Raw genomic sequence first — 13,797 nt, 5'->3', positions numbered from 1 at the left:
TCATTACGTCACAATCAGTCTCGGTTTCATCGACTTTGTTGCCTTTTTCGGACGTCTCCCATTTCGCTTTGGTCGACCTCTAGATGTTCGAGTCGGCTTGCGGTTGAGTGCAGCGATCAAATTTTCCCATGGTTTTTCCGCATAGATGCGAATCAACTGGAGGAGGTCCCATGTCGACTTTTTACAGTCCAGTGTTAATTTAATCAGCAAACAGAGAGCATACGCGATTAAAGCAATATACATTTGGTTCCAAATCGCTTCGGCCGTATAACCGTGGGGTTTTACCAATCGAATATGCTGCTTGACCCATTTAAAAAACAACTCAATATGCCAGCGATTTCGATAAATCTCGGCAATTTGATGTGCGGATAAGTCAAATCGATTCGTTACAATTCGATAGGTACGCCCTTGGTCATCGTTAAACTCAATCAAACGCAGAACCGCTGGCAGCTCAGGCATCGTCACATCAGCATCAAGGATAAACCCATTCTGCCTTTTGGGGAGGTCTCTTTTTCTGATGATCGTTAACCGGCTCTTTTGCTTGACGCGGCAAACAAATTTAATCTTATCCTCTACCCATTTCTGAAAATGGTCGTACACCTGGTATCCTCGGTCCATCACGTAGGTCGCATCTTTATCCACTGTAAATTCCAACACGACTTCATGATCGGCTACATCTTTGGTTGAAGCGACGATCTTGTCTGGATACATCGTTTTGGAGTCCGCAACGACCAAGGAGGTGTGCATCTTCACGCCATGGCTACTTTTGGAACAATAGGACCATTTCGCGAGAATGGGAGGTAGTGTAATTCCCGATGAATCGATTAGCTTGAGTTTCCCAATACCAGGCGTAATGCCTCGTTTCCCTTTTGTAAGTTGCTTGATTCGATCAATGAGCGAGAAAAAGAGCGTCTGAAGATACTCCATAGGCAGCCGTTTCAGCTTCCGCGATAGTTGGGAAGCGCTTATGCTCTTGAGTCCAAGCAGTTCTTGAAATTCAGGATTAGCGGCTACATGCTCTGACATGACTTTGTATGAGTCTCGTTGCTGAAGCTGTGCCTCTACAAATAAGAGTGTCGAAGCGCCGACAAACAGCTTTTGGGCCCGGTAATCCAATGACTCGTGTCGAGTAGAATGAACATGTAGCCATTTTAGGCATTGACAAATGACGTTTTGATTCGGTACGTTATCCATAGAAATCTCCTTTGTTGAGGCGTTTTTATGGATAACGCTTTGGGTAACTCAACAATAGGAGATTTCTTTATTTTTGTCCACGAATATAGTTCAATAAGTTACAAATATAGAGACTTATGGGATAGAAATTTTCGTAAAAAGATTGATGCAACGCTAGTGTCTTTTTCCCTAATTATTTCACGTTTTTATCGAATCATGCTAGAATTCCTGCATTTTTGCAGGAATCCGATAACGCCGTAGACACGCACATGAAAATAATGCAGTTTCGCAGGATTTTAGGTACCGCGGCTCATCTCCTGACAGCCAAATTTATAACTAATCCTCCGAGGATAAAAAAAGCAACCTTCCCCGCTCGAAAACTCCGAGCTGACAGAAAGGTTGCTTACCTATCGCTACAATATATATGGATAAATGTATGTGTGTTTTAGGTGAGAGTTAAGCTTTGGTCTGCGGCTGTGCCGTGCATTGCTCAAGCAGGCCGCGTTCTTCCAGTACGGATACGAGCGTGCTGCCCATTTCCGCCGGCGTCGGCGCCACCTTGATGCCGCAGGCTTCCAGCTTGGCCGTCTTCTCGGCAGCCGTGCCCTTGCCTCCCGAAATAATCGCGCCGGCATGACCCATCCGCTTCCCTGGAGGCGCAGTAGCTCCTCCGATGAAGCCGACAACCGGCTTCTTCATATTGGCCTGGATCCACTCGGCAGCTTCCTCCTCTGCCGTGCCGCCGATCTCGCCGATCATGATGACGGCATACGTATCCGGATCTTCATTGAACATATGGAGCACATCGATGAATTCCGAGCCTTTGACCGGGTCTCCGCCGATACCGACGGCTGTCGATTGGCCGATGCCGCGCGTCGTCAATTGATGAACGGCTTCATACGTCAATGTTCCGCTCCGGGAGACGACCCCGACATGACCCGGTGTATGGATGTAACCCGGCATGATGCCGATCTTGCATTCGCCCGGCGTAATGACGCCCGGACAGTTCGGACCGACGAGGCGGGTGCGCTTGCCCTCCATGTAGCGCTTCACTTTGACCATATCGAGTACCGGAATGCCTTCCGTGATGCAAATAACCAGATCAAGGTCCGCATCGACGGCTTCCATAATCGAATCGGCCGCGAACGCCGGCGGCACGTAAATGACACTGACCGTCGCGCCGGTCTCGCGCTTCGCTTGGATGACCGAATTGAAGATCGGCAGAGAGACAGTTTGCCCGTTGTCGAGTTCGATGTCGATCTTTGTTCCGCCTTTGCCCGGCGTTACGCCGCCCACCATATTGGTGCCGTATTCCAAGGCTCCCTTCGTGTGGAACATTCCCGTTGAGCCCGTAATCCCTTGCGTAATAACCTTCGTATCTTTATTAATTAAGATGCTCATCGCTCATTCATCTCCTCGTCGACAAAATTATTGAACCAAAGCGACAATTTTCTGCGCTCCATCCGCCATCGAATCCGCCGCGACAATGTTCAATCCCGACTCGTTCAGGATGCGCTTGCCGAGTTCGACGTTCGTCCCTTCCAGACGGACGACGAGCGGACGATCCAGTCCGATTTGCTTCGCAGCTTCCACGACGCCGTTCGCAATGACGTCGCAGCGCATAATGCCGCCGAAGATGTTGACGAAGATTCCTTTTACTTGGTCATCCGACAAGATGATCTTGAATGCTTCCGTTACCTTCTCTGTCGTGGCTCCGCCGCCCACATCAAGGAAGTTGGCCGGTTCTCCGCCGTAATATTTGATAATATCCATCGTCGCCATCGCCAGTCCGGCGCCGTTCACCATGCAGCCGATATTGCCGTCCAACGCGATGTAGCTCAGGTCGAATTTCGACGCTTGAATTTCCTTCTCGTCCTCTTCGTCGAGATCGCGCAGCTCCTGAATGTCCTTGTGGCGGAACAGCGCGTTAGAGTCGAAGTTCAGCTTTGCGTCAAGCGCCATCACTTGTCCGTCGCCGGTCACGACCAGCGGATTGATCTCCGCGATGGAGCAATCCTTGTCAACGAACGCCTGATAGAGAGCCAGCATGAATTTGACCGCTTTGTTGACCAATTCTGCCGGGATGTTGATCGCATAAGCGAGGCGGCGCGCCTGGAACACTTGCAGGCCGACAGCCGGGTCGATAACTTCCTTGAAAATTTTCTCCGGGGTCTTCGCTGCCACTTCCTCGATCTCGGTGCCGCCTTCCTCCGAAGCCATCATCACGACGCGGCCGGTTGCGCGATCCACGACGACGCCGACATAATTTTCTTTCTTGATGTCACAGCCTTGCTCGATGAGCAAGCGCTTGATTTCCTTGTCTTCCGGGCCTGTCTGATGCGTTACCAACACTTTGCCGAGCAGTTCCGACGCGTATGCGCGCACCTCGTCCAGGTTTTTCGCAATCTTGACGCCGCCCGCCTTGCCTCGGCCGCCAGCATGAATCTGAGCTTTCACCACGACAACGGACGTTCCGAGCTCCTTCGCCGCTTCAACGGCTTCATCTGCCGTAAAAGCAACCTTGCCGTTCGGAACCGCAACGCCGTATTGCTTCAATACTTCCTTGCCTTGGTACTCATGAATATTCATTGTGCATCCCCCTAACCCATCGTTAGCCTCTTAGGCCGTGTAGCGACGCGTAGCCATTGGAGCCGGTAGCATGATAGACCGTATCCGTTACAGACAGAATCTGCCGTGCTCCGTCTCCTGGCGCGGCCGTGAACGCGGAACCGCTTCCATCGCTTCAAAAAAACGCGTTCTTCCGCGGAAAATATATACAGTCCTCCAATATTGTATCATGTTTTAAAAACGCTTTCCTCTCTATTTCGAGCAGAAAGTACATTTTTTTGATATCATTATCATCTATTAATGAGATGAATCTCATATCCATTGACGGAGGAGCTGTCATACTCCTATAATATTAATATATTTAGGGACGATAAGGAAGCACCTTTCCCCTGCATCGGCCTGTGCGGCCACGATGAAGGAAGGAGAGGTGTTTTTACATGTATGGGAAATTGTGGAGCGCATCGGTATGCGGCGTCGACGGCCGGCTTATCCAGGTCGAAATCGACATCTCGCCAGGCTTGCCGAACGTGAATCTCGTCGGTCTGCCCGATGCGGCCGTCCGCGAATCGGTCGAGCGGGTGCGAGCAGCCGTCCGCAACAGCGGCTGGAAGTTCCCGCTTGCGCGAATCACGGTCAATCTTGCGCCGGCCGACGTGCGCAAGGAAGGAACATCCTTCGATATGGCGATCGCGGCGGGGCTGCTGTGTACGAGCGGGCAACTGCCTGCGGAACCGCTGCAGGACATGCTGCTGGTCGGGGAGCTTGCGTTGGACGGTTCGACCCGGCCGGTTCCCGGCATATTGTCTCTGGCCGACGAAGCGCGCAAGCAGGGCTTCAAGCGGATGCTCGTCCCCTGCGACAATGCGGAGGAAGCGGCTCTCGTGGAGGGGCTGGACATTTATCCGCTGCGGCATCTGCATGAGCTGCTCCGGCTGGAGGAGCTCGCTCCTTGGTCTGCCGGGACTGATTCGGTCGCGCCGCGCCAGGGACAGGGAGAATGCGCAATATCCAATCGGCCGGAAGACTATGCCGATGTCTACGGACAGCTCCATGCGAAGCGCGCCCTCATCGTGGCTGCGGCCGGCATGCACAATATAATTCTGTCGGGGCCTCCGGGCACCGGGAAGACGATGCTCATCCGCCGCCTTCCGACGATCCTGCCGCCGCTCAGCGACGACGAGGCATTGGAAGTGTCGAAGCTGTACAGCGTGTCCGGCAAATGGGTCCGGGCGGGCGGCGGGCTGATGCGGGATCGCCCCTTCCGGGCGCCGCATCACTCCATCTCCTCCGCCGGTCTCATCGGCGGAGGATCGATTCCGAAGCCGGGCGAGGTAAGTCTGGCTCATCATGGCGTGCTCTTCCTCGACGAGCTCCCCGAATTCCCCCGGCAAGCCTTGGAGGTGCTGCGGCAGCCGCTGGAGGATCGGCATGTCACGATCGGACGGGCGCGGGCGGTGTACCGTTTTCCCGCCCATTTCATGCTGGCCGCCTCCATGAACCCGTGTCCTTGCGGGTACAGCTCATCCTCCGAGGGCGACTGCCGCTGCACTCCGGTACGGCTGGCGCAATACCGGGCCAAATTGTCCGGGCCGCTGCTCGACCGGATCGATATGCAGGTCGAGGTACCCCGCTCTCCGGTCACGGAATGGAAAGGCCCGTCTCTCTCTTCGGCCGAGATGCGTTCCATGGTGCTTCAGGCTCACCGGCGTCAAGCCCGGCGCTACACAGGCTTGAAGCTGCGCTTCAACAGCGAGCTCTCCGGCTCGCTGCTGCGCCGGCACTGCGTGATAACGCCGGAGGCGGAGCAACTTCTGCAGCAGGCCTATGATCAATTGGGCCTAAGCCTGCGGGCGCATGATCGGCTCTTGAAGCTTGCGCGGACGATTGCCGATCTGGAGGAACAGGATTCGATCGGAGCCTCCCATGTCGCGGAAGCGATTCAATACCGCTCGCTCGATCGGCGCAAGGAGGGGTAACTTCTAACGCAACTTTCCCTCACTATGCCGCCTTCCGCGTGGGGCGCTGAAAAAAAAACGCCGCTCTCATCCCCTCAAGGGGAGCGAGCGGCGAAAAACTCTTTGAACACAAGTGCTTAATCGCATTTACTGCATACCAATTGCATAACGACACTACACGCCACACTAGGCCAAAACCCTGCAAGACCTGCAGCTGCACAGTATGGTATTGAAACCCATGAACATGTTTCGCTACTGGCATTACAATCCAGTGCAGATACTGTAGGTGTGACTAACAACGAAAATGCATCACTTAGAAAGGTTTTGCCTGATTTCTCCTGAATATTAACGTTGTATTTTTTTTGAAAGTCCTTTTTAAGTCTCTCTCTATCTTGTTTGTTTCCACTTTTGAGTATTTCGACATCTGCTTTTGTTCCTTCAAATACAATTCCAACATTCCTGCTGTCTATTCTCCAGAGATCATTTGCGGCATGTGTAAAATTCAAAGAATCAATTAGTAAGTCTCTATCAGCATCATATATTGATAAAACTGTCCATGAATTAGTGGAGGATTCAAATGTTATTAAGTAGGGCTTGCTGAACATATTGCCTTTTAGGCCCACAGAGGCTGACGGCACAGATTCAGCAGCAGTCTGAAAATCGGCAAAAAGAGAACGCGCAGCTTGCGTTCGAGATTCATAACAAGCAGTTGCAGGGCAATGACCGTTTCGCTTGTCTCTCGAAGGCGTGCTCGAATACGCCCCAGTCCGTAGGAGCGTTTGCCTTCTCCGAATTTTCCTTCGATTGCGTTACGCATTGAAGCATCCTGTCTGGCCTGGTTCCGATCGGGTTCCGCTTCTTTCTTCGGACGCCCTAAGTTTGGACCACTCAAACGGATGCCGTGCTCCTTACAATAGCGAAGGTTCTCCCGATTTCGGTAGATTTGGTCGGCTAGAATGGCTTCCGGATAACACCCATATCGCTGGACGAACGACTCCACGGAAGCTTTCAGTGTCATGCTTTCGTTGAAGTTATCCCAGGACAGCTTCTCCATTCGAGCGTAACCGTCCACCAGACTGATCGCCAGCTTTGCTCCAAACTCGACGGGAGCATTCACTTTCCCGCGGACAATCGGCCGTACATGCGGTTGGGAAAGACTGACGATTCGATCTTCCACCGAGTGTGTCCGTTTGTCGTACATCTCTTGCTGTTGACGATACAGCTCGGAAATGACGAGCAATTGCCGATACTGCTGCGAACCCAGTTGATTCAAGCTGCTTTTCGCTGCCAGCATTTCGATGATGCGAAGATTACGCGAAACATAACGAAGCTGTTTGCCAACCGCTTTCCGGATGGCTTTGGCACCCGTTCGCCGTTTCTTGGCGATCTCGAGGTAGCGTTTGCGGGCGGTTTGACGATACGTTCTCGGTTTCTTGGCCTTCCCGACGAAAGGCTCGTGCAGAACATCGATGATCGCTTCGAGTTTTTCCCGCGCCTCGTTCAATAATTTCAAATCGGTCGGATACGAGATGTCGGCCGGTGCGCAGGTCGCGTCGAGCATCAAGGTGCCTTTGTTGCATGGTTTCTCTTTGCTTTTGCCGTCTTCATTAACGGATGTTCCATCAGAGCCATGGCCGCTGCCTGGAGGATCTTGAGGATCGCTCTTGTTTTGTTCCTGCTTCTTTCGCTCTGCGTCCTCTTCCAAAATCCAATCGTTGATTCGTTCAATGACATCCGCACCCAATCGCTTGCGGAAATGGGTCAACAGCGAGTGATGGAACGGAGGCTTATCTTGGAACGCCGGCAGCCCAAGGAAGTACTGGTAGTACGGATTTTCGGCGATCTGCTGGACCGTCTCTCGATCATCGAGCTGCATACGTTCCTGAATGTACAGCGCTCCCAAAGCCATACGAACAGACAAAGGGATCTGACCGCGCATTGATTTCTTGAACGACTTCGCGTAGAGTTCTTCTGCCCGCCACCACGGGATGATAGCGGCCAGTTGAACCCAACGGTTCTCCTTATTTAATTTACCGCCAAACGGCAAGTAGAAATCTTCGAACAACTGAAGCTGGCTTTCGGTTCTACGATACATGTCGGCTCACTCCACGTGCACGATTTTTTGCAAGAAATTCGCATTCTCCTTGCATTTTATTTCGAGTTAGAGTCCAGAAATCCTTGTAAAACCTTTGAAAAATGATTGTTCAGCAAGCCCTAAGTAAGTCGAATATAGTTCTTGTGATTTACCAAGGTAGATTACTTGATTTAAGTTTTTTTTCAACTCATCTTTATTCAACCCAGTAAAAGCTTGAAGCTCAGAATTGTTAGAAATTCGCTTCTCTATATTTTCAACAACCTTAACATCTCTAATTTTACGAACCTGATTTTTATTTAACCCAATATTTTTATTTAATGTAACAATATCATTAAAACTCACTTTAGCACTAGGTGCATTAGGAGGCTTATTAGGCAAAACAAGCTGACTATCTGCGTAAATAAAGGTCGTTGAAAACATCATCGAAAAAATGAATACAATAGAAATCATTACCTTAGACTTTAATCTTAAAAACCACATATAGACACCTCTATTTTTTAATTAAGAGCATTCTCTCTAACTAATATCAAAAGTCAGTCAGTCTTAGTATTGTAAGAAGACAATCTTTTTTGAATTACTTTCCATATGTGAAATGTATGCCAGAGGTGTATCTAGATGCAGATTTGATTCAAAGATTTGGGATCCCTATTTAGTTACCGGAAACTATAATTTATCAGTTCGATTGCATCTTGCAAATGCTCTAAATATAGGCATTACCACCTTCCTAGACTACTTGTCATATCTACGTATCGATATCATCCCCTCCCAATTTAATTTCCCATATAAGTGATATTAAATAAGCACATTATATGTCACTTCATTTTTTTTGAGTTTTCTTTTTTTTGTAGTAGTACTCATTTACACAGAGAAGAATAAAAATTATTGGAGCTATTACATCCCTTACATCAAAAACACCATCAAATAAAAACCTCAATGTATATGCAAATATACCGAATAACAGCGCTCTAACCAATATATGTTTTTTCACATCCGGTTACCTCCATTCAGACAACGGAATTTTTCAGCTTATTACCGGAATTTTTCAGCTATTGTAGACATACATGAGCAGACAGCTAGCATACAACCATTTTAGTTAGTACTGTGATTATGTGAAATTTTAATGGGGGTGTAATACCGTAGTAAAAAAACTAATAGAGGAAATAAGCAATAAGATGACGTTTTTTTGATCGGATTAAACTGTTGCCATATCTGCACTTCACCGAATGAATATGTATCAAAAATATTCCACTATAATCCTTTTAAGTGAATTATAAATTAAATCCCCTTAAAAGTAAACATTTTCATGTATTGTCATCCGTCCGTGATAATGTCAGTATGGGACAGGAAATAATAACATTGACGAAAGCAGAAATGGAGAAGGTACTCGTTGTGGAGAAAATAAGAGATGGGCGGATGAGGAATAGGTAGGGAGCGGGAGCGCTTGGTTTATCAGAACGCCAAGTCATTCCCCTGGGGCCTTACAGTGATCGGCATACGATTTTCCGATCGCCTAACGAAAAGCTGACGCTCGAGCAAAAGCTCGCTGAGGAGAAGCAGCTCTCCCACTTCGGCAAAGCGATGGCTGCCTTGCATATTGAGCACATTAAGGCGGTTATGCCGCAAGCCAAGGGACGGGTAGAGCGGCTTTGGCAAACGTTTCTGGACCGCTTGGTGATCGAACTGCGGCTTCTTGGCATTCAGACGCTGTAAGAAGCTAACGCGGGACCGGAAACACCCTTTCGTACAACGGAAAGTACTATACCCTTGCCCAGCCTGCTTCGCTACGTCTGGATGCCAAAACGACGGTTGAAGTGCGGGAGACGTTAACAGGGGACGTATTGTTGTCGCACCAGGGACAGCCTTGAGCACTGAAAGAAACGCAGAAGCCTCAGCGCAAACCGGCTGCATCAAAAAAGGCGAGTTCTGCGTCGCCACGCAAACCCGCCCAGAATCATCCGTGGAAAACCACCTATGATAAAACTAGAAATAAACGTACCACAAAAAGCAGTTCGTTCCAAGTTGCAATGTATTCACAGCATAATAGCTATGCAGAGGTCACCTGGTAAGGCTGACCTCTGATCACACAAGTGACATTTTCATAGCACAGTTAAAGTGACATTTTCACAAACGATTGACACACTTTTTTCATGTATAAATCGCCACTCAGTGCTTGACTAATTCAGAGCTTAATGATGACGCAGCAACTCCGGTTAAACTGTTAAATCGGTAACGTCTACAATTCCGGCCTCCCCACCAAAGCGTTGCAAAATGATCCGGTACTTGTCCAAGCAACATACGAGATCATTCTCAGTTAAACTTCAAAATGCATTGCGGTACACCGTAATGCCCGGGGGAAGAGAAGAGTCGGCGTCCAGGGCAACCGCGACAGCGTCGAAGCGGATCTCCGCTTCATGGAGCCGGTAACGGTTCACGTACACTTCGGCCACGGCTCTTACCTTTCGCTGTTTCCGCCAGTCAATCGCTTCGGCCGCCTCCTCCGCCCCAGCGGCGCCGTACCGGCTGCGCACCTCGACGAAAACCCAGCAGTTTCCGTCGCGTGCGACGATGTCAATCTCGCCTGTGCGGCAGCGCCAATTCCTGTGAATAATGCGATAGCCGGTCACTTGAAGCCGCTCGGCTGCCAGCCGTTCCGCGACAGCCCCCTTCTCCTTCCGCTTGAGACCGCCGCTCCGTTTTTTCTCTGTCCGCTTATCCTGCATGAAGCTCTCCGCGCCGCTGCGGAACTCATTCATGACGATTCCATCCTTTCTCGGCCCGTTGATCGGTCCGGTAGATGAAGGTCAGCACTTCCGCGACCAGATGATACAGCTCGGCCGGAATCTGCTGGTCGATGTCCAGCTTGGAGAGCACCTCCACCAAAGACGCGTCCTCCTGGATTGGCACGCCGCTCTCCTTCGCCTTCTCCAATATTTGTTCGGCCAGCTGTCCCTGCCCTTTGGCGACGACAACCGGCGCCTCATGCTGGTCCGGCTTATAGGACAGCGCGACCGCCGTCTTCCGTTGATATCGCCCGGTTGTCCGGGATGCTGCTTCCGGGTCTTTCATATTTTTATATCTACCCCTTTGTACGGCTGAAGCGCATAATCGTCCATATCAATCCCGGTCCGGTTCTTTGGCTCATCCGCCTTCGTCTCTGGCATCGGCAAAATGCGGAACGCCGATAACTGATAACCGATTCGGTTCATCGCTTCCTCCACCTCGCCGCGGAACCCGCCCAGCCATTCGCCGATGTCCTCATCCGCCTGATGAATATGAAGCGCCACGGCCCGCTCCACGACCTGAACGTCGACGAGCGTCCGGCCCAGCGCCTTCATGTTCAGATCGAACCAGAGGCGGCAGTTGTCCGACTCCAGCTCGCCCCGGCGGCTCTGCCGCGATTGGATATGGACGGCGGCCGTCTGCTGGCCGTCCGGCGTCACAAGCGGCACGAACAGGGTGACATGCGTGAACGGCGCTTGCCGGTCGCTTGTCAACAGCAGCTGCTGGCCGGTAATCTGATGGACCAGCTGCTGCGCCGCCTCGCGAACTGCCGGCGGCAGCGTCTCGCTCTGGAGGAGCTGAAGCAGCGCGCTCTTCAGCGACTCCGCCGGCGCGGCGGTCGCCTGCGCCGCGCTCTGCTGCGGCTGCGCCTGAGCCGCTTCCGGCGCTGTGGCGGCGGCGGCACGCGCTGCGGCTCCGGGCTCGGCGGCCGGAGCCTGCTCCGGCGTGCCGCCCGGCGCGGGCGCTTGCAGCGCTTGAGGGCGCGCTGCCGCCTCTGGCGGTGCAGGCCTTCCCGGCATCGCCGGGGCCTGCGCCGCTGCGCTTGAAGCCGCGCCAGCCGCTGGCGTCGCGGCTTGGCCGGGCTGCGGCCGGACGGCGGTGCTCTCCGCCGCCGCGCCGCGTCCCGGGACGCCTTCGCCTTGCGGCGTCCCGCTGCCTGCGGCCGTCATCTCCAGGACGGCCGCGCGGTGCACCTGCTGCTCATGCGGCACGCCGAGCAGCTGCAGCAGGCGCCCAATCCAGGCGCCTCCGCCCGCGGCGGGCGCGGTGGCGGCAGGCGCAGTCCCGCCGGGAGCGCCTTCACCGTCCGCAGCAGCGGCCATTGAGGCCGCAAGCCCAGCCGCTCCAGAGGCCGCTGGCGGAGCGCCTGCGGCTGACCCGGCAGCGGGGCCGCTGCCCGCGTGCGTGGCAGCATTCCCTGCTGGCGAGCCGCCTGCCGCGGATTGCTCCGCAGCCGAAGCCGCGGCCGTCGACGCCGGGCTCCCTCCCGCGGCGGCCGGAGCTGACGCTTGGCTGCTCGTCCCGGCGCTGGGAGCGGAATTCATGCGCGGCAGCGACGCCATAATGTCGCGAACCAGCGCCTGCGCTTCCCGAAGCGGCGCAGCCCAAGGAGCTGCCCCGCCCGCCGATCCTCCCGCGCTTCGGGCAAGCGCAGCCTCGCCCGCACGCTGAAAGCCGGCAAGCAGATCATTGAGCGGCTTGCCGAACATCGCCTGCTGCAGGCCGCGGAGCGTCTCGCCGCTCAACGGCAGCTGGCGGCGCAATGCAAGACCGGCTGCCTGCATCCATTGCTCGGCCGGAACGCCTTGCGGCTTGGCCGCCAATGCCTGCGCCAACCGCGAGGCAAGCTCCTTCGTCAGCGGCAGACCGCCCTTTTGCAGTTCGTGCAGCAGTCTTCGAGCCCAACCCTCGTCCGGAAGACCGGATTGCTTCAACGCTTCCTCTATCGAAGGGAGCTGAGCGAACGCCGGACCGTCAGCCGCCTTCAGCATAATCATGCCGTCCGCCTGCTGGCCCTGCACCTGAAGCCAAGCCGTCTGTCCCGGGCGCATCGGCGTATCCAGGACAGCACGCACCGGCACCCCGTTGATCTGAATGACAGCCTCGCGTCCGTTCTCGGCCACGCTGGAGACGGTGCCGCGCACCACCTGGCCGCTTTTCAATTCCAACGTCCGCTGCTCGCCGGGTCTCGCCTCCCCAACCAAGCCGCGCACCATCTGCGAAATATTCACAAGCCAACCCCCGTTCCTTAAAAACAAATATACTTCTATATCGGCAAACGGAGGCCGGAATATAAGCCGGACCAGAGGCCCATAGGACCGCACACCCCTAGAACAGGCTCAACTGCTCCTCCTCCGGGAAGAGCGACTTGAGGAACGATTTGCGGTGCATCGGCGTCGGACCAAGCCGCTCCAACTGCTCGCGATGCTGCTTCGTTGCATATCCTTTATGTACGGCAATGCCATAATCAGGGTAGAGCTCGTCCCACAAGCCCGCGCACAGCCGATCGCGCGTTACCTTGGCGACAATCGAGGCCGCCGCGATAGATTGACTGTTCGCGTCCCCCTTCACAATCGCTTCCTGCGGCAGCGGGCAATCAATCCGCTCCGCATCGATTAGCAGCATGTCAGGGCGGACGCCGAGCCCCTCGACAGCCTGCTTCATGGCCAGGCGCGAAGCCTGCTTAATGTTGATGCGATCAATGGTTGACGCATCGACCTGGGCCACAGACCAAGCGATCGCGCATTCCATTATCTCTTCATAGAGCGCTTCGCGCTTTTTCGCCGACAACTTCTTTGAATCATTTATCCCCTCAATCACGACGCCCGCGGGCAGTATGACAGCCGCCGCGACCACATCGCCGAACAGGCAGCCCCGCCCGACCTCATCAATGCCGGCCACATACTGAAGCCCTTCCTCCCATAACCGCTTCTCCCATGCGGTCAGATCGATCGCTTCCGCTTCCGGATCCGCTATCTTGCGCTGACCCATAATCTATCCCCTTTCCTGCACTTCACTCGCCTGTTTTCTCCTCAACTTGTCCATCATCCGCCCCGGTTGGCAGAGCATCCCGTTACGATCGGGTACCTCATATCTACTATCTATACGCCAAATAACGACATATGTTCTGCTAGTGGAATAATATGCCAAACCTTGCCGAATTCGGATTCGCTCGTTTTTTCATGCGGATGGCGGCCTTACATGTGTTGGTGATAAGCCATCATC

11 protein-coding genes and 1 pseudogene are annotated in these 13,797 nt (G+C 53.4%); 2 read left to right on the top strand and 10 right to left on the bottom strand.

All coding sequences use genetic code 11. The features are described from left to right. Positions 1-3: 3 nt before the first annotated feature. From OCY70_RS04960 to sucC, 3 genes are all read right to left on the bottom strand, one after another. The gene (locus tag OCY70_RS04960; protein ID WP_261944587.1) at positions 4-1,194 is read right to left on the bottom strand and encodes an IS4 family transposase; all 1,191 of its coding nucleotides are present in this window, start codon (positions 1,192-1,194) and stop codon (positions 4-6) included. Between the two features lie 435 nt (positions 1,195-1,629). Continuing rightward, the gene (gene sucD / locus OCY70_RS04955) at positions 1,630-2,574 is read right to left on the bottom strand and encodes a succinate--CoA ligase subunit alpha (protein ID WP_213431275.1); all 945 of its coding nucleotides are present in this window, start codon (positions 2,572-2,574) and stop codon (positions 1,630-1,632) included. A 27-nt stretch (positions 2,575-2,601) separates the two neighbouring features. Continuing rightward, a complete protein-coding gene (gene sucC, locus OCY70_RS04950; RefSeq protein WP_261944719.1) occupies positions 2,602-3,762 on the bottom strand; it encodes an ADP-forming succinate--CoA ligase subunit beta in 1,161 nt (386 codons plus the stop codon). A 416-nt stretch (positions 3,763-4,178) separates the two neighbouring features. Here sucC and OCY70_RS04945 point away from each other — a divergent pair, with 416 nt between their 5' ends. Then, positions 4,179-5,717 (top strand): YifB family Mg chelatase-like AAA ATPase, encoded by a 1,539-nt coding sequence (locus OCY70_RS04945; RefSeq protein ID WP_213431277.1) that lies wholly within the window; start codon positions 4,179-4,181, stop codon positions 5,715-5,717. Positions 5,718-5,833: 116 nt separating this feature from the next. Here OCY70_RS04945 and OCY70_RS04940 read toward each other — a convergent pair whose 3' ends face one another. The 3 genes from OCY70_RS04940 to OCY70_RS04930 all read right to left on the bottom strand — a co-directional run bounded on the left by OCY70_RS04940 (position 5,834) and on the right by OCY70_RS04930 (position 8,271). Continuing rightward, positions 5,834-6,301: a hypothetical protein gene (locus tag OCY70_RS04940; RefSeq protein ID WP_261944720.1), complete on the bottom strand. Its 468-nt coding sequence runs from the start codon at positions 6,299-6,301 to the stop codon at positions 5,834-5,836. Between the two features lie 8 nt (positions 6,302-6,309). Continuing rightward, a complete protein-coding gene (locus OCY70_RS04935) occupies positions 6,310-7,791 on the bottom strand; it encodes an IS5 family transposase (protein WP_261944494.1) in 1,482 nt (493 codons plus the stop codon). Between the two features lie 66 nt (positions 7,792-7,857). Next, positions 7,858-8,271 carry a hypothetical protein gene (locus OCY70_RS04930; RefSeq protein ID WP_213430599.1) on the bottom strand — a complete coding sequence of 138 codons (414 nt, stop codon included), beginning with the start codon at positions 8,269-8,271 and terminating at the stop codon, positions 7,858-7,860. A 984-nt stretch (positions 8,272-9,255) separates the two neighbouring features. On the opposite strand from OCY70_RS04930, the pseudogene OCY70_RS36525 reads away from it, so the two are divergent. Next, a pseudogene (locus OCY70_RS36525) lies at positions 9,256-9,857 on the top strand (ISNCY family transposase); the annotation flags it as partial. A 252-nt stretch (positions 9,858-10,109) separates the two neighbouring features. Here the strand turns inward: OCY70_RS36525 and OCY70_RS04920 are convergent. The 4 genes from OCY70_RS04920 to OCY70_RS04905 form a co-directional block, all read right to left on the bottom strand. Next, positions 10,110-10,544 (bottom strand): YraN family protein, encoded by a 435-nt coding sequence (locus OCY70_RS04920; RefSeq protein WP_213430600.1) that lies wholly within the window; start codon positions 10,542-10,544, stop codon positions 10,110-10,112. Continuing rightward, positions 10,537-10,857, bottom strand: a complete 321-nt coding sequence (locus OCY70_RS04915) for an EscU/YscU/HrcU family type III secretion system export apparatus switch protein (RefSeq protein WP_213430601.1) — start codon at positions 10,855-10,857, stop codon at positions 10,537-10,539. The genes OCY70_RS04920 and OCY70_RS04915 overlap by 8 nt, the downstream gene beginning before the upstream one ends. Next, positions 10,854-12,803 carry a DNA ligase gene (locus tag OCY70_RS04910; RefSeq protein WP_213430602.1) on the bottom strand — a complete coding sequence of 650 codons (1,950 nt, stop codon included), beginning with the start codon at positions 12,801-12,803 and terminating at the stop codon, positions 10,854-10,856. The genes OCY70_RS04915 and OCY70_RS04910 overlap by 4 nt, the downstream gene beginning before the upstream one ends. Positions 12,804-12,900: 97 nt before the next feature. After that, the gene (locus tag OCY70_RS04905; RefSeq protein WP_213430603.1) at positions 12,901-13,563 is read right to left on the bottom strand and encodes a ribonuclease HII; all 663 of its coding nucleotides are present in this window, start codon (positions 13,561-13,563) and stop codon (positions 12,901-12,903) included. Positions 13,564-13,797: the final 234 nt, after the last annotated feature.

Source organism: Paenibacillus melissococcoides (assembly GCA_944800085.1).
In the GTDB taxonomy this organism is placed as follows: Bacteria; Bacillota; Bacilli; order Paenibacillales; family Paenibacillaceae; genus Paenibacillus_B; species Paenibacillus_B melissococcoides.
This window is presented reverse-complemented; position numbering and strand designations above follow the sequence as displayed.